This window comes from Microlunatus phosphovorus NM-1 (assembly GCF_000270245.1).
In the GTDB taxonomy this organism is placed as follows: Bacteria; Actinomycetota; Actinomycetes; order Propionibacteriales; family Propionibacteriaceae; genus Microlunatus; species Microlunatus phosphovorus.
On record NC_015635.1, the window covers coordinates 1,171,668 to 1,194,873 of the forward strand.

Below are 23,206 nucleotides of genomic sequence, written 5' to 3' on the forward strand. Positions count from 1 at the left end.
CGTCGGCGCTCGCACGTTACCAAACCGAGATATTCTGTGCCAACCGTCAGATTTCCCTCCGTTTCTTCGAGATCTGTACGTGACCTTGGCCTGTGGGTTGGCGATTTGGGCTCGCAGCGTCTGGTCGCGTACGATGTTGGACGCCGAAGACCGCTGGTTGACTCGAGCCTGGCTCGATCCGAAGACTCCCGAATATCGGGGTGGCCCGCGCAGGTGAACATGATCGTCCTCGACGATGTGCGACGCTCCCGACAGGGGCCGAAGCCGTACCCGTCGATGTCGCCCCGTGTGCCTGCGCACCGGGGCCGTTCTGTTCTCTGGGCCCTTCACTTTCGACCGGTGGGACGCGGAAGCGCTACGCCCGTAGTGCGTCAGAAGTCGGAACGTTGTGGAGGACACGTATGGCGAGGCCGGACAAGGCAGCCGCGGTCGCCGAGCTGGCGGAGAAGTTCACCAGCTCGCAGGGCGCTGTGCTGACCGAGTACCGCGGACTCTCCGTGAAGGCGCTGAAGGAGCTTCGGCGCAATCTCGGAGACGATGCCACCTACGCCGTGTCGAAGAACACGCTGACCACGATCGCGGCCCAGCAGGCCGGTGTCGAGGGCGTCGAGGATCTCCTCGTCGGCCCGACGGCGATCGCCTTCATCGACGGCGACCCGGTCGTCGTCGCGAAGGGACTGCGTGACTTCGCCAAGGCCAATCCGCTTCTGGTGATCAAGGGTGGCGTACTCGAGGGCAAGGCCCTCAGCGCCGACGAGGTGAAGAAGCTGGCCGATCTGGAGTCCCGCGAGGTGCTCCTGGCCAAGGTCGCTGGCGGCATGCAGGGTGTCCTGCAGCAGGCCATCTCGCTCGTCTCCGCCCCGCTGTCCCAGGCCGCGCGTCTCATCGCGGCACTGGAGAAGGCAGCCGGGGAGAACCCGTCGCTCATCGCCGGTGCAGGTGCACCTGCCGAGCAGACCCAGGAGCCGACCAACGAGGAACTCGCCGCCCAGGCGAGCGAATCAGCAGCACCCGCTGCAGAACCCACCACCGAGGCGGCCGACGCCGCCGCGGACCAGTGATCCGCAGCACCGCTGCAGAACAGAACGAAAGGAACGCCAATCATGGCGAAGCTCAGCACTGACGAGCTCCTGGACGCCTTCAAGGAGCTGACGCTGATCGAGCTCAGCGAGTTCGTGAAGCAGTTCGAGGAGACCTTCGGCGTCACCGCCGCCGCTCCGGTGGCCGTGGCCGCCGCTGCCCCCGCCGCCGGCGGTGGCGATGACGCCCCGGCCGAGGAGGAGAGCGACGAGGTCGACGTCATCCTCGAGTCCATCGGTGACAAGAAGATCCAGGTCATCAAGGAGGTGCGCTCGCTCACCAGCCTGGGCCTGAAGGAGGCCAAGGAGCTGGTGGAGGCCGCCCCCAAGGCCGTCCTGGAGAAGGTCACCAAGGAGGCCGCTGCCAAGGCCAAGGAGGCCCTCGAGGGCGCCGGCGCCACGGTGGCCGTCAAGTAAGTCACGCCGGGCGTACGCCCAGCAGACGCGCGAAGGGCGCGGGATCCGCACGGGTCCCGCGCCCTTCGTCGTCCTCGGCTCGCGTCCCCGGATCTGCTCGATCTTGTCGGTCTTGCTCTATCTGTAGCCCGAGCGAAGCCGACAAGATCGAGCAACATCAGGAGGAAGACCTGGGGGCGAAGATCAGGGCCGGGCCGGACACGTCGACGGCGAGCCGCGTGCCCGGGACGGGGGTTGGGGTGCTGGTTCCGCCGGGGTCGTCAGCGGCGTCCGGGTCGTCCAGCCACCAGGCGAGCACGGACTCACCGCTGTCGGTGAGGGCGTCGATCCGCCAGTCGCGACCCCGGTACGCGACCGCGGTGACGGTCACCTCGACCGGCCCACGAGTCGAAACGGGCGCCGATGTCGCCGGCCGAAGTCGCAGCTGCTCGGGCCGCAGCAGGACGGTGACCGGGCCGGACGGTGGGCCGCCGTGATCCCCCACGGCCGGAAGCCGTCCGAGGGCACACCGTACGTGGGCATCGTCAGCCACGCCGGACAGGATGATCGCGTCGCCGACGAACCGGCCGGTCCAGGGGTCGGCCGGATACCGGTAGATCTCCACCGGAGTGCCGGCCTGCCGGATCTCTCCCTCGCGCATCACCACCACCTGGTCGGCGGTGGACAGCGCTTCGTCGCGATCGTGACTGACCAGCAGCGCTGTGGTCCGCAGCTCGGTCAACACCGCGCGTACCTGATCGCGCAGCTCGACCCGCAACTGCGGGTCGAGACCGCTGAACGGCTCGTCGAGCAGCAGCAGCTCCGGTCGGGGCGCCAGGGCACGAGCCAGCGCTACTCGCTGCTGCTGGCCACCGGACAGCTCGTACGGCATCCGCCGCTGCAGGCCGGTCAGACCGGTCAGCTCGAGCAGCTCGGCCACCCGGTCGCGGCGCTCTGGTCGAGAGAGGCGGTTCAGCCCGTATCCGACGTTGCGCTCCACGTCGAGATGGGTGAACAGCGCGGCGTCCTGCGGCACCAGTCCGACCCTGCGCCGCTCCGGTGGGAGGTCGTCCAGCCGGCGGCCTCCGGCCATCACCGTGCCGGACTCGGTCGGCAGCAGTCCGGCCAGACAGCGGAGCAGCGTCGACTTTCCGCTCCCACTCGGACCGAGCAGGCAGGCCAGGGCACCGTCGGCGACCGTCAGATCGATCGACCGCAGCACCGGCGGTCCGCCGTAGCCGGCGGACAACCCGCGTACCAGCAGCGCGCTCATGAGCCGACTCGCTCGCGCCGCGGCCGATCCGAGAGCAGCCACGCAGGCAGCGCGGCCAAGACGACCAGTGCGATTGCGTACGGGGTCGCGGCCCCATAGCGGGCGATGGCCGTCCGATCCCACAGATCAGTGGCCAGCGTGGCGCTGCCGGTCGGACGCAGCATCAGGGTGGCCGGCAGCTCCTTCATCACGGTCAGCATCACCAGCAGGGCACCGGCTGCGACGCCGGGCCAGGCCAGCCGCACGGTGACCTCCCAGAAGGCCCGCCGGCGGGACCGGCCGAGCGTCTGCGCCACCAGATCCAAGGTGGGGGACACGTTCTCCAACGCGCTCCGAGAGGCGGCCAGCGACTTCGGCACGAACAGCACGACGTACGCGAACACCAGCGCGGCGTACGACTGGTAGGCAAACGGCGCCAGCGCCAAGGTGGTGAAGACCAGGGCGAGACCGACGACGATCGCCGGCAGCCCGTGTCCGAGAAAGGCCAGCACCTGCAGGGTCTCGGCCAGTCGTCCCGGATAGCGCGCAGCCAGGGCGGCCAGCGGCAGTGCGAACGCCGTGGCGGCGACGGCCCCGGCGATCCCGAGTCCGAGGGTCGTCACGGCGCTGTTGGTCAGCCGGTCCCAGTCGAGGGCCCCGACAGTGCCGCCGGCGAGCAGCAGCCGGCGGAGCAGCGCGGCCAGCGGAACCCCGACCGCGCCGGCGGCCACCGCGGCGAGCCCGATCATGATCAGGATCGCCGTGCCGCGCGGGACCGGGCGAGGACTGGGCCGCGGCGCATTGCTCGACGGCCGGCGGCGTCCGGCGCCCCGGCGGGCGGTCAGCTCAGCCACGGTGAGCAGCAGCGCCAGCGCGACCAGCACCAGTGCCAGTGCCGCGGCGGCATTGCGATCGAAGGAGACCAGATAGGTCGCGCGGACCGCCCAGGTGAGCACCTGGACGCGCAGCATGGCCGGGGCGCCGAAGTCGGCGATCGTGTACAGGCCGGCCAGCAGCGCACCGGCCGCGGCCGCCGGGGCGATCTGCGGGACCGTGACGGTCCAGAACGTCCGGCCGGGTCCCGAGCCCAGCGTTCGGGCGGCATCCAGCTGGCGGGTGTCGGCCATCCGCAAGGCGGCGCTGACCGGCAGTGTGACGTATGGCGTACAGGCCAGGACCATGATGGCGACGAGCGGCCAGAATCCGTTCAGGCCGGGAATGGTGGCGATCCAGGCAAAAGCGGAGACGTACGACGGCACCGCGAGCGGCAAGGCCGCCAGCACCAGCCACAGACCCGGCAACGGGAGCCGGACCCGGGTCGTGGCCCACGCGGTGGCGGTGCCGAGTGCGACCGAGCCGGCGATCACGGCCATCGTCAGGCCGATCGTGGTGAGGGCCAGGTCGAGGGTGCGCTCGCGCAGCAGCCAGCGGTCGATCGCGGCCGTTCCGCCGGCGGCCACCCGGACCACCAGGTAGACCAGCGGGACCGAGCAGAGTGCCGTCGCTGAGACGGCAAGCAACGCCAGCAGACCCGGGCGTTGCCGGGCCCGGGTCTGCTGGCGTCGGTGGCTGGTGATGGTCCGACGCGCCTAGACGAGCTGCACCTTTTGCAGCAGGGCGACGGTCTCCTCCAGCGATGCCAGGTCGGCCAGATCCAGATCCGGACCCTGCAGGTCGGCGAAGGCCGGTGCACCCTGCGGTCCTGCCGCACCCGGGACCAGCGAATACTCGTAGGTCTGCTCGACGAAGTAGGCCTGAGCATCCTTGCCGACCAGCCAGGCGACCAGCTCGTTGGCGGCCGCGTTCTCCTCGTTGCCCTTCATCACGCCGGCTCCGGTCACATTGACCAGCGCGCTGGTGGAGCCCGGCTTGCCGTACTTGAGCTGAGCGCGCATCTTGTCCGCGCCGACCTCGGAGGCGGTCTCGAACCAGTAGTAGTGGTTGATCAGGCCGGTGTCGAGGGTGCCGGTGTTGACGGCCTCCAGGATCTGGCCGTTGCCCTCGAAGATCTTGACGTCGTTGGCCTTCAGATCGGTCAGCCACTTCTCGGCGGCCGCCTCACCCTCACTGACGCGCAGCGCGGTGACGAACGCCTGGAAGGAGGCATTGGTCGGCGCGATGCCGACCCGGCCCTTCCATTCCGGGGCGGTCAAGGCGGTGACCTCGTCGGGCACCTCGTCGGCCTTCAGCTTCTGGCCGTCGTAGACGATCACCCGTGCGCGGCCGGTCAGCCCGACCCAGGATCCGTCCCGAGAGGTGTACTTGGGATCGACCGCGCCGGACACCTCGGTCGGCAGGGTGGTGAACAGACCGGCGTCGGCGACCGCCCCGAGCGCGCCCGCGTCCTGGGAGAGGAACACCTGCGCCGGTGACTTGTCGCCCTCCTCCAGCAGCTGGGCCGCCATCTCGGTGGTGCTGCCGTACCGGGTCTCGACGGTGATACCGGTGGCCGCCTCGAACTTCTCGATCAGCGGTCCGACGAGCTCCTCGGAGCGGCCGGAATAGAGCACCACGGTCTGCGGTGCCGACGCCGAGGGCGAGGCGCCTTCCCCGGCGGACTCGCTGGCGTCTGAGCAGCCGACCAAGGTCGCGCTGAGGACGGTGGCCAGGCCGAGTGCGGCCAGGCGGCGGCGACTGATGAGCCGATGAGTGATGGGCATGGTGGTTCCTGACGATCGAGTGATGAGTCGAGTGACGATGGGCCCCGGGCAGCGGGGCGAAATTAGGCTAGCCTTGGCTCGCTCGCCTCCTTCTCCCTAGAATTCGGGGGGTGACGCCAGTCGGAGGAGCGGTCGGCAGCACCGCCGCGCGGATACGGCAGGTGCTGGTCGTGGACGACCATCGGGTCTGGTGCGACGCGCTCGCGTACGGATTGGATGGACGGCACGGAGTTGCCTGCGCCGAGGTTGCCCACACCCTCACCGAGGCCCGGACCCGGCTGATGAGCACTCCGGTGAATGGGGCTTTGGTCGATGTCTGCCTGCCCGATGGCTCGGGACTGGAGCTGATCGCGCCGCTGCTCGCCGCAGATCCGACGTGTCGGGTGGTGATGATCAGTGCCCATCCCCGGCCGGACCTGAAGCGCGAGGCACTGGCCCTGGGAGCGGTCGCCTTGTTGGCCAAGGAGGTCAGTCTGACCGCGGTGGTGGCTGCCCTGAGAGGCGGGGAGGTGCCGGCGCAACGCTGGGAAGCGCAGGCGGCGGGCCGACCCGGGCTGACGGCCCGCGAGCACGAGGTGCTGGGTCTGCTTGCCGTCGGGCTGGACGTGCGGGGGATCGCGCGCCAGATGGGATTGTCGGTCTACACGGTGCGCGACCACGTACGCGCCCTGCTGGCCAAGCTGGGCGCGCACAGTCAGCTGGAGGCGATCGTCAACGCGGCCCAGTTGGGGCTCGTCCGTCTCGACGGCCGGTGAGCTCGGTGAGAGCCGCCCGTTCCGGCTCGACGCCGGTGCCAGGCAGTTCGGGGGCCCCGGGAACCGTGCGCCGCGCGGTCACCGTCCATCTGCTCACGGTGACGGGCGCGCTGATCTTGGTCACGGTGCTGGTCGCGGGCGCGAGTTGGGTGTTCGCGCGCGGTGAGGCGTTCCGGATGGCCGGGCAGACCGGGCTGGCGGTGACCGATGTCGTCCTCGGGCCGCTGTCCGAGGCTGACCTGGGGCCCGAGGCGACGGTCGACCGTGCTGCGTTGACCGAGTTGTTCCACCCGTTCCTGTCCAGTGGGGTGCTCTACCGGGTCAAGGTGTGGCGGGTCGAGGGCGACGAGGCGGTCGTCATCTACTCCGACGTGCCGGCAGTGGAAGGAGACCGCCGGCCGTACGATCCCGAGCTCGCGGCGCGGATGGCGGCACAGCCGACGGTCGTGGCCATGGTGCCGCAGACGCCCGAGCACCGGTACGAGAACGACCAGGCTGACCGGCTGCTCGAGGTCTATCGTGCGTTCACCGATCGGGCCGGTACGCAGTTGCGACTCGAGGTCTATGTGCCGGCCAGCGTGGCCGCGACCACCCGGGTGGTGCTCGCCCATGCACTTCCGGTGTCGCTGGCCGGACTCCTGGTGCTGAGTGCCGCGACCCTGCCGCTGGCCGTCCGGCTCGCCCGGCGGGTGTCGCGGATCGAGGCGGATCGCAGCGAACTGGTGCGGGCGGCGCTGGAGGCCTCCGAGGCGGAGCGAACGAGTCTGGCGCGGTGGCTGCACGACGGCCTGGTGCAGCATCTGGCCACCACCGGCGTGATCATCGACCTGGTGCTGGGCCGGGCCGACCAGTTGGAGTCGGCCGATCGACGGCTGCTGGAGCAGGCTCACGCCTTGGCCGATGAGGACCTCACCGCGCTGCGCGGCAAACTCGGTGAGCTGGCCGGTCCGGTGGTCGCGGCGACCGACCTTGCCGGGGTGGTGGAGGCCCTGGCGGCGGAGCTGACTCGGACGAGTGAGGGAGTGCCGGCGGTGACGGTACAGGTACCTGACGACCCGGAGCTGGCGCCGGGCACCAGGGCGCTGTTGCTCTCGGTGGTCGCGGAACTGCTCCGCAATGCCGTCCGGCACGCCGCTGCGGAGACCGTGACCGTCCGGGTGGACCAAGGGCCGGGCATCGTGACCATCTTGGTCAGTGACGACGGCCAGGGCTGGCCCGTGGAGTTGACCGAGGAACCCGGGCACGCCGGGCTGCGGCTGGCCACTGCCGCGGTTGAGGCAGCCGGCGGCCGGTTGCGGCTGCTGCCGGGTGCCGCCGCCGATGGCACCGGCGCCACCGCCCTGATCACCCTGCCCCGCCCCTGAGCCCTTGCCCATACCCCGGTGTCGCTCGATCTTGTCGGTCTCGCTCGATCTATAGATGGTGCGAAGCCGACAAGATCGAGCAGATCCTGGGAGGCGAGTGGGGTCAGTTGAGGTGGAAGACCTCCTCGGTCGAGGCCCACCAGCCGCCGCCCTGGGATCCCTCGGCCGGCGGCAGCGAGCTCAGCGGTTGCTGCATCGGATCGGCGATCACCCACCAGCGCTGCGTCTCCGGGTCGGCCGCGATCGCCGCCCGATCGGCGGCGAGGTCGTCGCCGACGTACTCGTAGTAGGCGATCAGCAGGTTCTCCGGCTCGCGTAGATAGATGGAGTAGTTGGTGATGTTGGAGGCCCGCAGTCGGGCCAGCACGGTCGGCCAGACCTCGGCGTGGATCCGCTTGTACTCGGCGATGGCCTCAGGCCGTACGTGGATGAGCTCGCAGATGCGCTGCATGGTGACCTCTCTCTGTGACCGGCGCTCCACGCTATCGACCCACGATCTGCTCGATCTTGTCGGTCTTGCTCTATCTGTAGATCGAGCGAAGCCGACAAGATCGAGCAGATCAGGTCTTGGGGGTCGCTGCAACGCGACAATGCCGCGACACCTTCATCCCTCCTTGTCAAAGACCAGATCATGAGTATGCTTCCACCCGAGCAGCAAGTGATTTGCCTGTTCTGCTCCGCCGTGCGCTTTGAGTCTTGACTTCGCGCCCTCTTCTGTGTACTGTTGGGGTTTGCCCTAGCCATTTCAACGACCCGTTTCATTTGACACGGGCTGTTTGTCATGCGCAGAGCCACAACATGACACACTGCGAGTCTCGGAAGGACCCACTGTTGGCCGCCTCGCGCACCGCCCTTGATAGCCCCGCTGTCTCTCCCACCGGTCGTATCTCCTTCGCCAAGATCGCAGAGCCCATGGAGGTCCCGGACCTGCTGGATCTGCAGATCGATTCCTTCGATTGGCTCGTCGGGAACGCCGCCTGGCGTGACCGGGTCGAGCTGGCCTTGGAGGAGGGCCGTACGGATGTGAACACGAAGTCCGGTCTGGAGGAGATCTTCGAGGAGATCTCCCCGATCGAGGACTTCTCCGGCACCATGTCGCTGTCCTTCCGGGACCACCGCTTCGAGCCGCCGAAGAACACCGTCGACGAGTGCAAGGACCGCGACGTGACGTACGCGGCGCCGCTGTTCGTCACCGCCGAGTTCATGAACAACGAGACCGGCGAGATCAAGTCCCAGACGGTCTTCATGGGCGACTTCCCGCTGATGACCGACAAGGGCACCTTCGTCATCAACGGCACCGAGCGCGTGGTCGTCTCCCAGCTCGTTCGTTCGCCCGGCGTCTACTTCGAGCAGACCACCGACAAGACCTCCGACAAGGACATCTTCACCTGCAAGGTGATCCCGTCGCGCGGTGCGTGGCTGGAGTTCGAGATCGACAAGCGCGACATGGTCGGCGTCCGACTCGACCGCAAGCGCAAGCAGAACGTCACCGTGCTGCTCAAGGCGCTCGGCTGGACCGACGCGCAGATCCTGGAGGAATTCGGGGAGTACGAGTCGATGCGGCTCACCCTGGAGAAGGACCACACCTCCACCCAGGACGAGGCGCTGCTCGACATCTACCGCAAGCTCCGCCCAGGCGAGCCGCCGACCCGTGAGGCCGCGCAGGCGCTGTTGGAGAACTACTTCTTCAACCCGAAGCGGTACGACCTGGCCAAGGTCGGTCGCTACAAGATCAACAAGAAGCTGGGTCTGGACGAACCGTTCGACAAGCAGGTCTTGACCATCGACGACATCGTCGCCGCGATCCGCTTCGTGGTCGCGCTGCACGAGGGCCGGGAGACCCTCGAGGCGCCGCGCGGTGAGCTGATCGTCGAAGAGGACGACATCGACCACTTCGGCAACCGCCGGCTGCGGACCGTGGGCGAGCTGATCCAGAATCAGCTGCGCACCGGCCTGGGCCGGATGGAGCGCGTGGTGCGCGACCGGATGACGACTCAGGACGTCGAGGCGATCACGCCGCAGACCCTGATCAACATCCGCCCGGTGGTCGCGGCGCTGAAGGAGTTCTTCGGCACCTCGCAGCTGTCGCAGTTCATGGACCAGACCAACCCGGTCGCCGGCCTGACGCACAAGCGTCGCCTCTCGGCGCTGGGCCCGGGCGGTCTCTCCCGTGACCGCGCGGGCATGGAGGTGCGCGACGTGCACACCAGCCACTACGGCCGGATGTGCCCGATCGAGACGCCGGAAGGCCCGAACATCGGTCTGATCGGCTCGTTGGCCAGCTTCGCCCGGGTGAACGCGTTCGGTTTCGTCGAGACGCCGTACCGCCGGGTCGTCGACGGCCTGGTCACCGATCAGGTGGACTACCTGACCGCCGACGAGGAGGACCGATACGTCATCGCGCAGGCCAACGCCAAGCTGAATGCCGACGGCTCCTTCGCCACCGACCGCGTGCTGGTCCGCAAGCGGCACGGCGAGACCGACGAGGTTCCCTCGTCCGAGGTCGGTTACATGGACGTGTCGCCGCGTCAGATGGTGTCGGTCGCCACCGCGATGATCCCGTTCCTCGAGCACGACGACGCCTCCCGCGCGCTGATGGGCTCGAACATGCAGCGACAGGCCGTGCCGCTGATCCGTTCCGATGCCCCGTTCGTGGGTACCGGGATGGAGTACCGGGGTGCGGTCGATGCCGGTGACGTGACCACCGCCACCGATCCGGGCGTGGTGACCTCGGTCTCCGCCGACCTGATCGACGTGGCGCACGACGACGGCACCTACAAGACGTACCGACTGGCGAAGTTCCGCCGCTCCAACCAGGGCACCTGCATCAACCAGCGGCCGCTGGTCGAGGTCGGGCAGCGGGTGGAGAAGGGCAGCCCGCTTGCCGACGGTCCCTGCACCGACGACGCGGAGATGGCGCTCGGCCGCAACCTGCTGGTCGCTTTCATGCCGTGGGAGGGTCACAACTACGAGGACGCGATCATCCTGTCGCAGCGCCTCGTGCAGGACGACGTGCTCACCTCGATCCACATCGAGGAGCACGAGGTCGACGCCCGCGACACCAAGCTCGGTGCCGAGGAGATCACCCGGGACATCCCGAACGTCTCCGAGGAGATGCTGGCCGATCTCGACGAGCGCGGCATCATCCGGATCGGCGCGGAGGTCAGCACCGGCGACATCCTGGTCGGCAAGGTCACCCCGAAGGGCGAGACCGAGCTGACCCCGGAGGAGCGCCTGCTGCGCGCGATCTTCGGTGAGAAGGCCCGCGAGGTGCGCGACACCTCGCTGAAGGTGCCGCACGGCGAGTCCGGCACCGTGATCGGTGTCCGCGTCTTCGACCGCGACTCCGACGACGAGCTCGCGCCGGGGGTCAACCAGCTGGTTCGGGTCTACGTGGCCCAGAAGCGGAAGATCTCCAACGGCGACAAGCTGGCCGGCCGGCATGGCAACAAGGGCGTCATCTCCAAGATCCTGCCGATCGAGGACATGCCGTTCCTGGAGGACGGCACTCCGGTCGACATCGTGCTCAACCCGCTCGGTGTGCCGAGCCGGATGAACGTCGGCCAGGTGTTGGAGACCCACCTCGGCTGGGTGGCCAAGTCCGGCTGGGATCTCGAGGGTGTCGAGGGTGAGTGGGCCGAGCGGCTCCGCGGCATCGGCCTCGGCCATGTCGACGGTGACAAGCGGCTGGCGACCCCCGTCTTCGACGGTGCCACCGAGGAGGAGATCACCGGTCTGTTGACCAACTCGCTGCCCAACCGCGACGGCATCCAGCTGGTCGACGGCGACGGCAAGGCCCGGCTGTTCGACGGCCGCTCCGGTGAGCCGTTCCCGTCCCCGGTCGGCGTCGGCTACATCTACATGCTGAAGCTGCACCACCTGGTCGACGACAAGATCCACGCTCGTTCCACCGGTCCGTACTCGATGATCACCCAGCAGCCGTTGGGCGGTAAGGCACAGTTCGGTGGCCAGCGGTTCGGCGAGATGGAGGTGTGGGCACTGGAGGCGTACGGCGCCGCCTGGGCCCTGCAGGAACTGCTCACCATCAAGTCCGACGACATCCACGGCCGCGTGAAGGTGTACGAGGCCATCGTCAAGGGCGAGAACATCCCCGAGCCCGGCATCCCTGAGTCCTTCAAGGTGCTGGTCAAGGAGATGAAGTCGCTCTGCCTGAACGTGGAGGTGCTGTCCTCCGACGGCACCGAGGTCGAGCTGCGCGACTCCGACGACGACAACTACCGCGCCAGCGAGGAGTTCGGCATCGACCTCTCCCGTCGGCCGGGCGAGTCGTTGGGCGTCGAAGAAGTCTGATCGTGCCGGGGCCAGGGGCCGTACGCGTACTCCTGGCTCCGACCGCGGTCGGTCCTGAGCATCACAAGCAACAACGAGTGACTAAAGAGAAGAGATAACCAAGTGCTCGACGTGAACTTCTTCGACGAGATCCGCATCGGCCTGGCGACGGCAGATGAGATCCGTCAGTGGTCGCACGGTGAGGTCAAGAAGCCGGAGACGATCAACTACCGCACGCTCAAGCCGGAGCGTGACGGTCTGTTCTGCGAGAAGATCTTCGGTCCCACCCGGGACTGGGAGTGCTACTGCGGCAAGTACAAGCGGGTGCGCTTCAAGGGCATCATCTGCGAGCGGTGTGGCGTCGAGGTCACCCGCTCGAAGGTTCGGCGCGAGCGGATGGGTCACATCGAGCTCGCCGCCCCGGTGACCCACATCTGGTACTTCAAGGGTGTGCCCAGCCGGCTGGGCTACCTGCTCGACATCGCCCCGAAGGACCTGGAGAAGGTCATCTACTTCGCGGCGTACATGATCACCGGCGTCGACGACGAGGCTCGGCACCGCGACCTGTCCTCGCTGGAGGCCAAGATCGACGTCGAGCGCAAGCAGCTCGAGGGTCGTCGGGACTCCGACATCGAGACCCGGATGAAGAAGCTGGAGGAGGACACCGCCACCCTCGAGGCCGAGGGCGCGAAGGCCGACGCCAAGCGCAAGGTCCGCGAAGGTGCCGAGCGTGAAGTCAAGCAGCTGCGCGACCGCGCCCAGCGTGAGCTGGACCGGCTCGACGCGGTCTGGAACCGCTTCAAGAACCTCAAGGTGCAAGACCTCGAGGGCGACGAGGTGCTCTACCGGGAGATGAAGAACCGGTTCGGCAAGTACTTCGAGGGCTCGATGGGCGCGGCTGCGATCAAGCGTCGCCTGGAGACCTTCGATCTCGAGGCCGAGGCCGCGTCGCTGAAGGAGACCATCCTCACCGGCAAGGGCCAGCGCAAGACCCGCGCCCTGAAGCGGCTCAAGGTCGTCTCGGCGTTCCTGACCACCAAGAACTCGCCCGTCGGGATGGTGCTCGACTGCGTCCCGGTCATCCCGCCGGACCTGCGTCCGATGGTGCAGTTGGACGGCGGCCGGTTCGCCACCTCCGACCTGAACGACCTGTATCGCCGGGTGATCAACCGGAACAACCGGCTGAAGCGGCTGCTCGACCTCGGTGCGCCCGAGATCATCGTGAACAACGAGAAGCGGATGCTGCAGGAGGCCGTCGACTCGCTGTTCGACAACGGCCGCCGTGGCCGGCCGGTCACCGGTCCGGGCAACCGTCCGCTCAAGTCGATCTCCGACATGCTCAAGGGCAAGCAGGGCCGGTTCCGGCAGAACCTGCTCGGCAAGCGCGTCGACTACTCCGGCCGTTCGGTCATCGTGGTCGGCCCGCAGCTCAAGCTGCACCAGTGCGGTCTGCCCAAGGCGATGGCGCTGGAGCTGTTCAAGCCGTTCGTGATGAAGCGGCTGGACGACCTCAACCACGCCCAGAACATCAAGTCCGCCAAGCGGATGGTGGAGCGGCAGCGGCCGGTCGTCTGGGACGTGCTCGAAGAGGTCATCGCCGAGCATCCCGTGCTGCTGAACCGCGCACCGACGCTGCACCGGCTGGGCATCCAGGCGTTCGAGCCCCAGCTGATCGAGGGCAAGGCCATCCAGATCCACCCGCTGGTCTGCACCGCCTTCAACGCCGACTTCGACGGCGACCAGATGGCGGTCCACCTGCCGCTGTCCGCGGAGGCACAGGCCGAGGCTCGGATCTTGATGCTGTCGACCAACAACATCCTCAAGCCTGCCGACGGCCGGCCGGTAACCATGCCCACCCAGGACATGATCATCGGGATGTACTTCCTCACCATGCAGCGCGACGGCGCCGAGGGCGAGGGCCGGGTGTTCGGCTCGGTGGCGGAGGCCCTGATGGCCTTCGACCGCCATGAGTTGAGCGTCCAGTCCAAGATCAAGCTGCGGCTGCACGACATCGTGCCGCCGGCCGATCGGGAGCTGAACCCGAACGGGACGATCCTGCTGGAGACCACGCTCGGCCGGGCCCTGTTCAACGAGGCGTTGCCGGCGGACTATCCGTACGTCGACTACGAGGTGGGCAAGAAGCAGCTGGGTCAGATCGTCAACGACCTCGCCGAGCGCTACCCCAAGGTAGACGTGGCGCACACCCTGGACGCCCTGAAGGACCTGGGCTTCCACTGGGCCACCCGCTCCGGTGTCACCGTGTCCATCGGCGACGTCAGCACCCCGGCCAACAAGGCCGAGATCCTGTCGGGCTACGAGGACCGGGCGAGCAAGATCGACCGGCAGTACGAGCGCGGTCTGATCACCGAGGACGAGCGGCGCCAGGAACTGATCGAGATCTGGACCGACGCGACCAGCCGGCTCGGGACGGCGATGGAGGCCAACTTCTCCAAGACCAACCCGATCTACATGATGGTTCACTCCGGTGCCCGCGGGAACATGGTGCAGATGCGCCAGATCGCCGCCATGCGTGGACTGGTGGTGAACCCGAAGGGCGAGATCATCGCGCGGCCGATCAAGTCGAACTTCCGCGAGGGTCTGTCGGTGCTGGAGTACTTCATCTCCACTCACGGTGGTCGTAAGGGCCAGGCCGACACCGCGCTGCGGACGGCGGACTCCGGCTATCTGACCCGTCGTCTGGTCGACGTGGCGCAGGACGTGATCATCCGCGAGGAGGACTGCGGCACCGAGCGGGGTCTGACCAAGACCATCGCCTCCGGTGAGGACGGTCACCTCGTGCTGGAGGAGCACGTCGAGACCGCCGTGTACGCCCGGACGCTGGCCACCGACGTGATCGGTCCCGACGGTGAGGTGCTCCTTGCTGCCGGGGTGGATCTGGGCGACGTGAACATCGGTCTGCTGGTCGAGGCCGGGGTGCGTCAGGTCAAGGTGCGCAGCGTGTTGACCTGCGAGTCGACCAGCGGCACCTGTGCCATGTGCTACGGGCGCTCACTGGCCACCGGCAAGATCGTCGACGTGGGCGAGGCCGTGGGTATCGTCGCCGCGCAGTCGATCGGCGAGCCCGGCACCCAGCTGACGATGCGTACCTTCCACACCGGTGGTGTGGCCGGTGACGACATCACCCAGGGTCTGCCGCGTGTCCAGGAGTTGTTCGAGGCCCGTCAGCCCAAGGGCAAGGCGCCGATCTCGGAGGCTGCCGGGCGCGTGGTGATCGAGGACTCCGACCGACTGAAGAAGATCATCGTCACCCCCGACGACGGTTCGGAGCCGGCCGAGTTCACCGTCAGCCGCCGGGCTCGACTGCTGGTCGAGGACGGCGACCGGGTGACGGCTGGTCAGCAGCTCACGGCGGGTACGCCGGATCCGCAGGACGTCCTGCGGGTGCTGGGTGTGCGGCGGGTGCAGGAGCACTTGGTCGACGAGGTGCAGTCGGTCTACCGGACCCAGGGTGCGCCGATCCACGACAAGCACATCGAGATCATCATCCGGCAGATGTTGCGCCGGGTGACCGTGATCGAGTCCGGCGACTCCAACCTGCTCGCTGGCGACCTGGTCGATCGGCTCTCGTACGAGGCCGCCAACCGCCAGGTCGTCGCCGAGGGCGGCACCCCCGCCTCGGGTCGTCCGGTGCTGATGGGCATCACCAAGGCATCGCTGGCCACCGAGTCGTGGCTGTCGGCGGCGTCGTTCCAGGAGACCACCAAGGTGTTGACGGACGCGGCCATCCACGGCAAGTCCGACAGCCTGCTGGGTCTGAAGGAGAACGTCATCCTCGGCAAGCTGATCCCGGCCGGCACCGGCCTGGAGCGGTACCGCAACATCCGGGTCGAGCCGACCGCGGAGGCGCGGGCACAGGCGTACTCGATGGTCGGCTACGACCAGTTCGACTACGACTTCGGCTCCGGCTCCGGTGCGGCCGTGCCGCTGGAGGAGTTCGACCTCGGCGACTACCGCTGAGTTCGATCGACGCCTCCGGGTTTACCTCCGGAGGCTAGGCGCTGACAGGGCCCCGCGAGTTCCGTGCTCTCGGGGCCCTGCCACTCTCTCCCGCTCTCCCGCCCGCTGCCGCTCTCCCCGCGTTGCCCCACCATCCCATTTCCGACTTCGCACCATTTCCTGCTACTCCGCACCAAGCACGCGTGGTGCGAAGTCGCAGGAAACGGTGCGAAGTGGGGGATCGGGGTGGCGGGGAGGTGTCCCGATAGCGTGGGGCGGGTGAGGGTCATCGAGGTGTTCGCACCGTTGTTCGGCCATTGGCAGGGCGTGGAGGAGCAGTCCGCGTCACCTTGGGGCCCGGCGACAACGGCTCGGGCCATCCTGAGCTTCCGGGCCGAGGTCGGTGGGTCAGCGATGGTGTCCGACTATCGCCAGGTGCGCGCGGATGGGTCGGAGTTCTACGCGCACGGGGTGTTCCTGGTCGATCCAGCCCTCGAGGTGTCCTGGTGGCTGTTCGACTCGTACGCCGAACCGCCCGCGGTCGCCACCGGTGGCTGGCGGGACGGCGAGCTGGTCTTGAGCAAGGCCAGCGAACAGGGGAGGGCGGTGCACCGGTTCGGGATCGACGGCGAGGAGCTCACGTACGCGATCGACATCGCCGTGCCGGACGACTCTGACCTGACGCCCTTCCTCCGTGGCCGCTATCGGGCGATCAGCACCCACTGATCCGTACGGCTGGCGCCCCAGGGCCACAAACGATCGCGGATTGGGCGCGGGCCAGGTTCGTTTCGCGCCCAGGGGCCACAGACGATCGCGGGGCGTGCGGGGATCGCGTACGGATGGCGCCCAGGGGCCACAGACGATCGCGGGGCGTGCGAAGGCCACGTGGGATGGCGCCCGCGGGCCACAAACGGCACAAGGGCCGCAAACGGCACAAAGGGCCCCGTCGGTGACGGGACCCCTTGCTGGCCGAACAGCGTCGACGAGTGATCAGAAGATGCTGTTCGGGTCGTAGAACTCATCGACGTTCTCGCAGCCGATGCCGACGGCGAGGGTGAATGACTCCGGCGGGAAATCGGTCGGCTTCTTGACCCCGGTCGCGATGTCGATGGCGATCCGCATCGCATCCTTGGTCGCCAGATCGGGGGAGTTCAGACCGGTGGAGATGTAGCGCCCCTTGCAGCCGTCCCGCTTGATCAGCTCCAGCGCCTCCCGCTGTCCGTCGGCCGAGGCGGCGATGTAGACGTCGTCGTACTGCGCCTTGCCGCGGATCACGTTGTAGGCGCCCAACGCCATCGCGTCGTTGAGCCCGAGCACGAGGTCGGTGTCCGGGTTGGCCGCGAGCATGTTCTCCGCCGCCACCTGGCCCTTGTCCTGCTGGTACTCCCCGTTCTGCTCGCTGCCGATCTCGTACTTCACGCCGCCTTCGGTCAAGCCGTCGAGGAATCCCTGACGACGGTTCGGGCCGACGACCTCGTCGGTCGCGGGACCGGTGATGATCACCAGCTTGATGCTGTCCTTGCCCAGCTCCTTGAAGCGCTTGGCGGTGAGCTTGCCCGACTCCCGACCGATGGCCAGGTTGTCGGACTGGACGCTGGTGGTGCCGGTGCCCGGGACGCTGGTGTCGATGTAGATCACCGGGATCTTGGACGAGATCTGGGTCATCGTCTCCACCTGCCCCTTGGGGCTGGTGGCGTTCATGATCAAGACGTTGGCGCCCTGGGCCATCATCGCCTGCATCTGGTTCGACTGGATCACCGGATCCTTGTTGGCGGCCTGGAAGAGCAGCTTGACGCCCTCCTCCCCGGCGATGTTCTCCGCCTGCACCTGCATGGCCGAGAAGTACGGCGCCTGCAGCTGTTGCTGGGCGAACCCGATGACCACGTTGCTGCGGTCGGTCTGGACGCCGCCGGCGGGACCCTGGGCGGGCTCGCTGGACGGGTAGATCTGCCCGCACGCGCTCACGGTGGTCAAGATCACCGCGGCCGCTGCGACGACGAGCGCACGGCGGCCCTTGGTGGTCGACCTCATCTTGTCTCCTCAAATGTCCTGAGCCAGGGGGGTCCTGATCGGGGGTCCTGATCCGAGGTCCTGATCTGGGCCTACTTGGCCGAGCCGGACGCGTCGGCCTTGCGCCGCACGAACTGCACGGTGGCCAAGGTCACCGCGACGAGGATGAGGGCGCCGCGGAAGGCGTCCTGCAGGAAGGTGGAGATGTTCAGCAAAGACAGCAGGTTCGCGATCACGGCGAAGATGACCGTGCCGACGACCGCGCCGAAGACCTTGCCGTGACCACCTGACAGGCGCGCGCCGCCGATGACGACCGCCGCGATGGCCTCGAGCTCCATCAGGTTGCCCGCGCTCGGCGTGCCGCTGGCGAACCGGCAGAGGAACATCCAGCCGCCGAGACCGACCAGGAGCCCGGCCAGGATGTAGACCGACCACAGGGTCGCGGTGACCGGAATGCCCGAGCTGCGAGCGGCCTCCTTGTTCGAGCCGATCGCATAGACCCGGCGCCCCCAGACGGTGCGGTAGAGCAGGAACGCGATCAGCGCGACCGCGGCCAGCCAGACCAGGGCCAGCAGCGGGATGCCCACGATGGTGGTCTGGCCGAGATTCGCGTACGTCGCTGCGGCGCCGGGAGTGATCGGGATGCCACTGCCATACGCGTAGACCAAACCGCGGGCGAGGGCCAGCATGCCCAGCGTGACGATGAACGGCTCCAGGCCGCGGAAGGCGACCAGCCAGCCATTGGTGGCGCCGATGATGCCGCCGATGACGAGCGCGACCAGCAGGCCGAGCAGCACCGAGGGTCCGCCGAACAGTCCGGCGGCGACCACCGCGGCCAGTCCCAGGGCCGAGCCGACGCTGATGTCGATACCGCCGGTCAGCACCACGATCAGCTGGGCCAGCACCACGACGCCGATGATCGACATCTGCAGCAGCAGGTTGGTCATGTTGGTCGCGCCCCAGAAGATGCTGCCGCGGGTGATGGTCGCGATCACCAGCAGGGCGGCGAGGATGCCGAGCGCGTACTGGCCCTTGAGCCAGCTGACCAGCGCGTGACTGCGGGAGAAGTTCTCCTCGTAGTGGTGAACCGGCGGTGGGGTGGTGGTTGTCGTGCTCATCTGAGACATGGCTCCTTGCTTCGTTGGAAGAGTGAGGTCAGCGGGTGTTCGGGATGAACCGACACGGGCTCAGCTGACCTGAGGTCCAGCCGACGGGGTCAGTCGACGTGGGTGAGAGCGGTGCGAATGAGGTCGTCGGTGTCGGCCTGCTCCGGGTCGAACTCGCCGACGACCTGCCCGTTGCGCATCACCAGGATCCGGTGGCACAGGGACAGCAGTTCCTCGGCTTCGCTGGACACCACCAGCACGCCCTTCCCACGGGCGGCCACGCCGTGGATGATCTCGTAGATGTTGGCGCGGGCGCCGACGTCGATGCCCTTGGTCGGCTCGTCCAGCACCACGAAGTCCGGGTCGGTCTCCAGCCATTTGGCGACCACGACCTTCTGCTGGTTGCCGCCGCTGAGCGTGCTCGTGTAGGTGGTGGTGCCGCCCTTGACCTGGTATTCCCCGATCAGCTCGCGGACCCGCTTCTTCTCCTCGGCCGACCGGACGACGCCGGCGGTCGACATCTTCGGCAGCGCGACCAGGCTCATGTTCTGGCCGTTGTCGAAGTCCTTGACGAAGCCTTCGAGGCGCCGGTCCTCGGTCAGATAAGCGATCCGCTTGGCGACGGCAGCGGTCGGCGTCGGCAGGTTGACGTCGGTCCCGTGCAGCTTGATGGTGCCGCCGGCCGCCTTGCGCTGCCCGGTGATCGTTCTTGCCACCGAGGAGCGGCCGCTGCCGACCAACCCGTACAAGCCGAGGATCTCGCCCGGATTGACATCGAACGAGACGCCCCGCGCCGTGCCGCCGTGCAGGTCGCGGACTTCCAGCACCGGTGCGGCGCCGGAGGTCTGGACGGCAGCGGGCCGGTCGAGCGCTTTCAACGCCTGCCCGATCATCAATGTGGTGATCTCGTCGGCGTCGGTGTCCGCCGCCTCCAGCACCTTGACCAGTTTCCCGTTGCGGAGCACCGCGATCCGGTCACACATCGCGAACACCTCGTTCAACCGGTGCGACACGAAGATGATCGAGGTGCCGGCCGCCTTCTCCCGCGCCACCAGTTCGAGGATGTCGTTGAAATGCTCCTCGCTGGTCGAGGCGGTGGTCTCGTCCAAGATCATGATCTTGTGCGTGGTGACCGCGGCCCGGCTGAGCGAGAGCATCTGACGCTGACCCGGACCGAGATCCTTGGCCAGATCCCGAGTGCTCAGATGCCCCAGACCGACACCGCGCAGTACCTCACGGGTGCGCTTGTCGTTGGTCTCCTGCTTGACCGCCCACGGCCGGATGTCCTTGCCGGCCCGGAGCTTGTAGAGCCAGACGTTCTCCCCAACGGTGAAGTCGTCGATGATCAACGGCTCCTGGTGCATCATCAGCACCCCGGCCTGCTCGGCCTCGGCGGCGTTGCGCACCGGATGCGGATACCCCGTCACGTTGATCACCCCGTCGGTGGGCGTCTGAACCCCGGCCAGTAGCTTCGCGAAAGTGGACTTGCCGGCGCCGTTGGCACCGCAGATCCCCAACACGCTGCCGGCGTAGCCCTCCAGCTCGACGCCGTCCAACGCCTTCACACCCGGATAGTGCTTCTTCACCCCGACCGCCTTGAACGCCACCTGCCGCGGTTCCGCCGCAGTCGCTCGAGCAGAGTCTTCTGGTGTCGGCCCAGCTTGGGCAGGATTGGAGTGAGTGACCACCGAATGAGTCCCCTCTTTGGGTCGAGTGTCGTGGGTCGAACGATCTTGGACATTGCCATCCGCACCCGGTGGCGTCGAGGGTTCGGTGGTTCCGGTTGCTGCCCGATTCGAGCCCGAGTCGTCGGCCCGTTCGGGCACCCGTACGCGGACCTCACCGCCGGAGAGGCGTGATACCTGCCCGATCCCGCCCCCGGAATGCCCAAGTCACTGCCCGAATATGGTTCCGTTCCAGGTCGCCGATCCGCCAGATGCGGTGAAATTGTCGGCGGGCACGAAAGGCTGGAGGTTCTCATTCACGCACTGGAGCGGCGCCAACGGATTGTCGAGCTCACCCGAGAGTCCGGGCGGGTCAGCGTTCTCGACCTGGCCGCGCAGTTGCAGGTCGCCCAGGAGACCGTACGGCGCGATCTCGCCGAATTGGAGGTCCAGGGCCTGATCACCAGGGTGCACGGCGGTGCGTTGCCGGCCGACCGGATCGAGTTCGAGGGCGACGTGGGCAGCCGTCGCGCCCGCAATCCCGAGGAGAAGGCGCGGATCGCGCGTCGAGCCGTCGAGGAGATCCACGACGCCGAGACGGTCTTCCTCGACGAGGGCTCGACGGCGGGCTATGTGGCCAAGGCATTGAACCCGTCCCATCATCTGACGGTGGTGACCGCGTCCGTGCCGGTCGTCTTGAGCACCCATGCGCACCCGTTGATCACGGTCGTGCTGCTCGGTGGCACAGTGCGCTCTCGGTCGATCGCGGCCTCCGGTGAGCTGACCAGTCGGATCCTCGGTGACCTGGTAATCGATGTCGCCTTCCTCGGCACCAACGGCATCAGCCTCAAGCACGGGCTCACCTGCCCGGATCTGAGCGTGGCGGCCGTCAAACGGGCGGCGATCGCAGCGGCGCGCCGGGTGGTGCTGGTGACCGATTCGACCAAGTTCGGTCTGAACTCCTTCGCCTCGTTCGGGACGATCAAAGATCTGGACAGCATCGTCACCGGTTCGGCGGCGCCGCGCCGGACCGTGGAGCTGATCCGCAACCAGCGAGTGCAGGTCGTGCTGGTCTGATGAGTGGATACCTCATCGGGCTCGATGTCGGACACACCTTGATCAAGGCGGCGGTCTTCGATGTCCGAGGTCGATCCTTCGGCGCGGGGGTCCGGCCGGTCGAGGTGTCCCGGCCCCACCCGCATTGGCAGGAGCGGGATCTGGCGGCGACCTGGCGGGCGGTCGCTGCCGCGATCTCCGACGCGCTGGCGGATGCGGGCCTACCGGCGACCGCGGTGCAGGCCGTCGGTCTGGCGGGGCATGGCGACGGCGTGTATCTGGTCGATGCTCAGCTGCGTCCGGTCCGGCCGGGGATCCTGGCCACCGACGGCCGCGCCGTCGGCTATTGCGCTGAGTGGAGGACTCCGCAGGCCGCGGCGCGACTGCTGGCACTGACCGGCCAGGTTCCCGAGCCCTACGCGCCGGCCTGCCTGCTGTCCTGGCTGCGTGACCATGAGCCCGACTCCCTCCGGCGGGCGGCGCACCTGCTGTTCTGCAAGGACTGGATTCGGCTGCGGCTGACCGGGGTGGTGGCGACCGATCCCACCGATGCAGCGGCCGGCCTGTGCGATGTCTCGACCCGGCAATGGTCGACCGGCGCGCTGGAGAGCTATGGACTGGCCGAGCTCGGTCGGTTGCTGCCGCCCATCCGAGCTTCGGCGGGCGTGATCGGTGTGGTGACTGCCGAGGCTGCGGAGCAGACCGGGCTGGCCGCCGGCACGCCGGTCATCACCGGCTGCCACGACGTGCACTCGGCGGCGCTGGGCATCGGTGCGCTCACCGACGGGGCGCTGAGCAGCGTGTTGGGCACCTTCAACATCAACCAGATCGCGACCACCGTGCCGCGGGCCTCGCGTTCCTGGCAGACCCGCTGTTCGGTCGTCGATGATCTCTATCTGTCGATGGCCACCTCACCCGGCGGGGCGGCGGCGGTGGATTGGGTCCGGAGCATCACCGGCTTGACCCAGGAGCCGGTCAGCACGGTCGTCGGTCGGGCGCTCGGCACGCCGATCGGCGCCGACGATCCGCTGTTCCTGCCCTTCGTGCACGGCAGTCGGCTGGATCCCGCCGTCGGCGGCGCCTTCGCGGAGCTGGGCGGCTGGCACGGTCCCGATGATCTCGTCCGTGCCGCCCTGGAAGGGGTCGCGTACGAACACCGGATGCAGCTGACCGCGCTGGTCCCGCTGGATCGGGTCCGCGCGGGCAGTGTGCGGCTGACCGGCGGTGGCTCGCGCAGCACCGAGTGGAGCCAGTTGCTCGCCGACGTCACCGGGTTGCGGGTCGAGGTCACCGATACGCACGAGGCAGGCGCTCGCGGTGCGGCGATGCTGGCCGGCATCGGCGTCGGGTTGCTCGACGATCCGCTCGATGCCGCTCGACGCTGGGTCCAGGTGATCCGAGTGCACCGCCCGCGGGCGGCGCGGGCCGGTCTGCACGACGACCGTTTCGGTCGCTGGTGCGCAGCCATCGCGGCGCTGCAGAACGGTGTGCCGAATCGGCCCTGAGGAAAGGGCCCTGAGGAATGGTCCCAGAGGATCGGGTGCTGAGGAATCGGGCACGAAACGGGCAGCAACTCGGCATCATCCGGCCCTGTCCCGGCATGGCCGGGCGGAGCAG

The 23,206-nt window shown here is 68.0% G+C and carries 16 protein-coding genes; 9 read left to right on the forward strand and 7 right to left on the reverse strand.

Annotated elements, in window-relative coordinates:
• Positions 1-401 precede the first annotated feature (401 nt).
• Positions 402-1,061, forward strand: coding sequence for a 50S ribosomal protein L10 (gene rplJ / locus MLP_RS05190; protein WP_013861964.1), 660 nt, complete (start codon positions 402-404; stop codon positions 1,059-1,061).
• A 42-nt stretch (positions 1,062-1,103) separates the two neighbouring features.
• On the forward strand, positions 1,104-1,496 hold the full coding sequence (rplL, locus tag MLP_RS05195) for a 50S ribosomal protein L7/L12 (RefSeq protein ID WP_013861965.1): 393 nt from the start codon (positions 1,104-1,106) through the stop codon (positions 1,494-1,496).
• Between the two features lie 157 nt (positions 1,497-1,653).
• Here the strand turns inward: rplL and MLP_RS05200 are convergent, their stop codons facing one another.
• The 3 genes from MLP_RS05200 to MLP_RS05210 form a co-directional block, all read right to left on the reverse strand.
• On the reverse strand, positions 1,654-2,748 hold the full coding sequence (locus MLP_RS05200; protein WP_013861966.1) for an ABC transporter ATP-binding protein: 1,095 nt from the start codon (positions 2,746-2,748) through the stop codon (positions 1,654-1,656).
• Positions 2,745-4,247: an ABC transporter permease gene (locus MLP_RS05205; protein WP_013861967.1), complete on the reverse strand. Its 1,503-nt coding sequence runs from the start codon at positions 4,245-4,247 to the stop codon at positions 2,745-2,747. The genes MLP_RS05200 and MLP_RS05205 overlap by 4 nt, the downstream gene beginning before the upstream one ends.
• A gap of 69 nt (positions 4,248-4,316) precedes the next feature.
• Complete coding sequence (locus MLP_RS05210; RefSeq protein ID WP_013861968.1) at positions 4,317-5,387, reverse strand: iron ABC transporter substrate-binding protein; 1,071 nt, start codon at positions 5,385-5,387, stop codon at positions 4,317-4,319.
• Positions 5,388-5,497: 110 nt separating this feature from the next.
• Between MLP_RS05210 and MLP_RS05215 the strand changes: the two genes are divergently transcribed.
• Both MLP_RS05215 and MLP_RS05220 read left to right on the forward strand, forming a co-directional pair.
• Positions 5,498-6,142, forward strand: coding sequence for a response regulator transcription factor (locus MLP_RS05215; RefSeq protein WP_013861969.1), 645 nt, complete (start codon positions 5,498-5,500; stop codon positions 6,140-6,142).
• 5 nt (positions 6,143-6,147) lie between these two features.
• Positions 6,148-7,506: a sensor histidine kinase gene (locus tag MLP_RS05220; RefSeq protein WP_156821044.1), complete on the forward strand. Its 1,359-nt coding sequence runs from the start codon at positions 6,148-6,150 to the stop codon at positions 7,504-7,506.
• Positions 7,507-7,609: 103 nt separating this feature from the next.
• On the opposite strand, the gene MLP_RS05225 is transcribed toward MLP_RS05220, so the two are convergent.
• The gene (locus MLP_RS05225; protein ID WP_013861971.1) at positions 7,610-7,957 is read right to left on the reverse strand and encodes an L-rhamnose mutarotase; all 348 of its coding nucleotides are present in this window, start codon (positions 7,955-7,957) and stop codon (positions 7,610-7,612) included.
• A gap of 380 nt (positions 7,958-8,337) precedes the next feature.
• Between MLP_RS05225 and rpoB the strand changes: the two genes are divergently transcribed.
• The 3 genes from rpoB (at position 8,338) to MLP_RS05240 (ending at position 16,479) form a co-directional block, all read left to right on the forward strand.
• Entirely contained in the window at positions 8,338-11,817 is a 3,480-nt protein-coding gene (rpoB, locus tag MLP_RS05230; RefSeq protein WP_013861972.1) for a DNA-directed RNA polymerase subunit beta, read from the forward strand.
• Positions 11,818-11,919: 102 nt separating this feature from the next.
• Positions 11,920-15,774 (forward strand): DNA-directed RNA polymerase subunit beta', encoded by a 3,855-nt coding sequence (locus MLP_RS05235; protein ID WP_013861973.1) that lies wholly within the window; start codon positions 11,920-11,922, stop codon positions 15,772-15,774.
• A 258-nt stretch (positions 15,775-16,032) separates the two neighbouring features.
• Positions 16,033-16,479 carry a hypothetical protein gene (locus tag MLP_RS05240; RefSeq protein WP_041789747.1) on the forward strand — a complete coding sequence of 149 codons (447 nt, stop codon included), beginning with the start codon at positions 16,033-16,035 and terminating at the stop codon, positions 16,477-16,479.
• Positions 16,480-16,743: 264 nt separating this feature from the next.
• On the opposite strand, the gene MLP_RS05245 is transcribed toward MLP_RS05240, so the two are convergent.
• From MLP_RS05245 to MLP_RS05255, 3 genes are all read right to left on the reverse strand, one after another.
• Positions 16,744-17,784, reverse strand: coding sequence for a substrate-binding domain-containing protein (locus MLP_RS05245; protein WP_013861975.1), 1,041 nt, complete (start codon positions 17,782-17,784; stop codon positions 16,744-16,746).
• 71 nt (positions 17,785-17,855) lie between these two features.
• Complete coding sequence (locus tag MLP_RS05250) at positions 17,856-18,881, reverse strand: ABC transporter permease (RefSeq protein WP_013861976.1); 1,026 nt, start codon at positions 18,879-18,881, stop codon at positions 17,856-17,858.
• Positions 18,882-18,979: 98 nt separating this feature from the next.
• A complete protein-coding gene (locus MLP_RS05255) occupies positions 18,980-20,476 on the reverse strand; it encodes a sugar ABC transporter ATP-binding protein (RefSeq protein WP_156821045.1) in 1,497 nt (498 codons plus the stop codon).
• 276 nt (positions 20,477-20,752) lie between these two features.
• On the opposite strand from MLP_RS05255, the gene MLP_RS05260 reads away from it, so the two are divergent.
• Both MLP_RS05260 and MLP_RS05265 read left to right on the forward strand, forming a co-directional pair.
• Positions 20,753-21,610, forward strand: coding sequence for a DeoR/GlpR family DNA-binding transcription regulator (locus MLP_RS05260; protein ID WP_013861978.1), 858 nt, complete (start codon positions 20,753-20,755; stop codon positions 21,608-21,610).
• Positions 21,610-23,094 carry an FGGY-family carbohydrate kinase gene (locus tag MLP_RS05265; RefSeq protein WP_013861979.1) on the forward strand — a complete coding sequence of 495 codons (1,485 nt, stop codon included), beginning with the start codon at positions 21,610-21,612 and terminating at the stop codon, positions 23,092-23,094. Before MLP_RS05260 ends, MLP_RS05265 begins: the two co-directional genes overlap by 1 nt.
• Positions 23,095-23,206: the final 112 nt, after the last annotated feature.

Coding starts and splice junctions, on each gene's coding strand:
- MLP_RS05250 (WP_013861976.1), bottom strand. CDS start 18,881: ATGAGCACGACAACCACCACCCCACCGCCGGTTCACCACTACGAGGAG.
- MLP_RS05210 (WP_013861968.1), bottom strand. CDS start 5,387: ATGCCCATCACTCATCGGCTCATCAGTCGCCGCCGCCTGGCCGCACTC.
- rplL (WP_013861965.1), top strand. CDS start 1,104: ATGGCGAAGCTCAGCACTGACGAGCTCCTGGACGCCTTCAAGGAGCTG.
- MLP_RS05200 (WP_013861966.1), bottom strand. CDS start 2,748: ATGAGCGCGCTGCTGGTACGCGGGTTGTCCGCCGGCTACGGCGGACCG.
- MLP_RS05260 (WP_013861978.1), top strand. CDS start 20,753: ATGCCCAAGTCACTGCCCGAATATGGTTCCGTTCCAGGTCGCCGATCC.
- rplJ (WP_013861964.1), top strand. CDS start 402: ATGGCGAGGCCGGACAAGGCAGCCGCGGTCGCCGAGCTGGCGGAGAAG.
- MLP_RS05225 (WP_013861971.1), bottom strand. CDS start 7,957: ATGCAGCGCATCTGCGAGCTCATCCACGTACGGCCTGAGGCCATCGCC.
- MLP_RS05245 (WP_013861975.1), bottom strand. CDS start 17,784: ATGAGGTCGACCACCAAGGGCCGCCGTGCGCTCGTCGTCGCAGCGGCC.
- MLP_RS05265 (WP_013861979.1), top strand. CDS start 21,610: ATGAGTGGATACCTCATCGGGCTCGATGTCGGACACACCTTGATCAAG.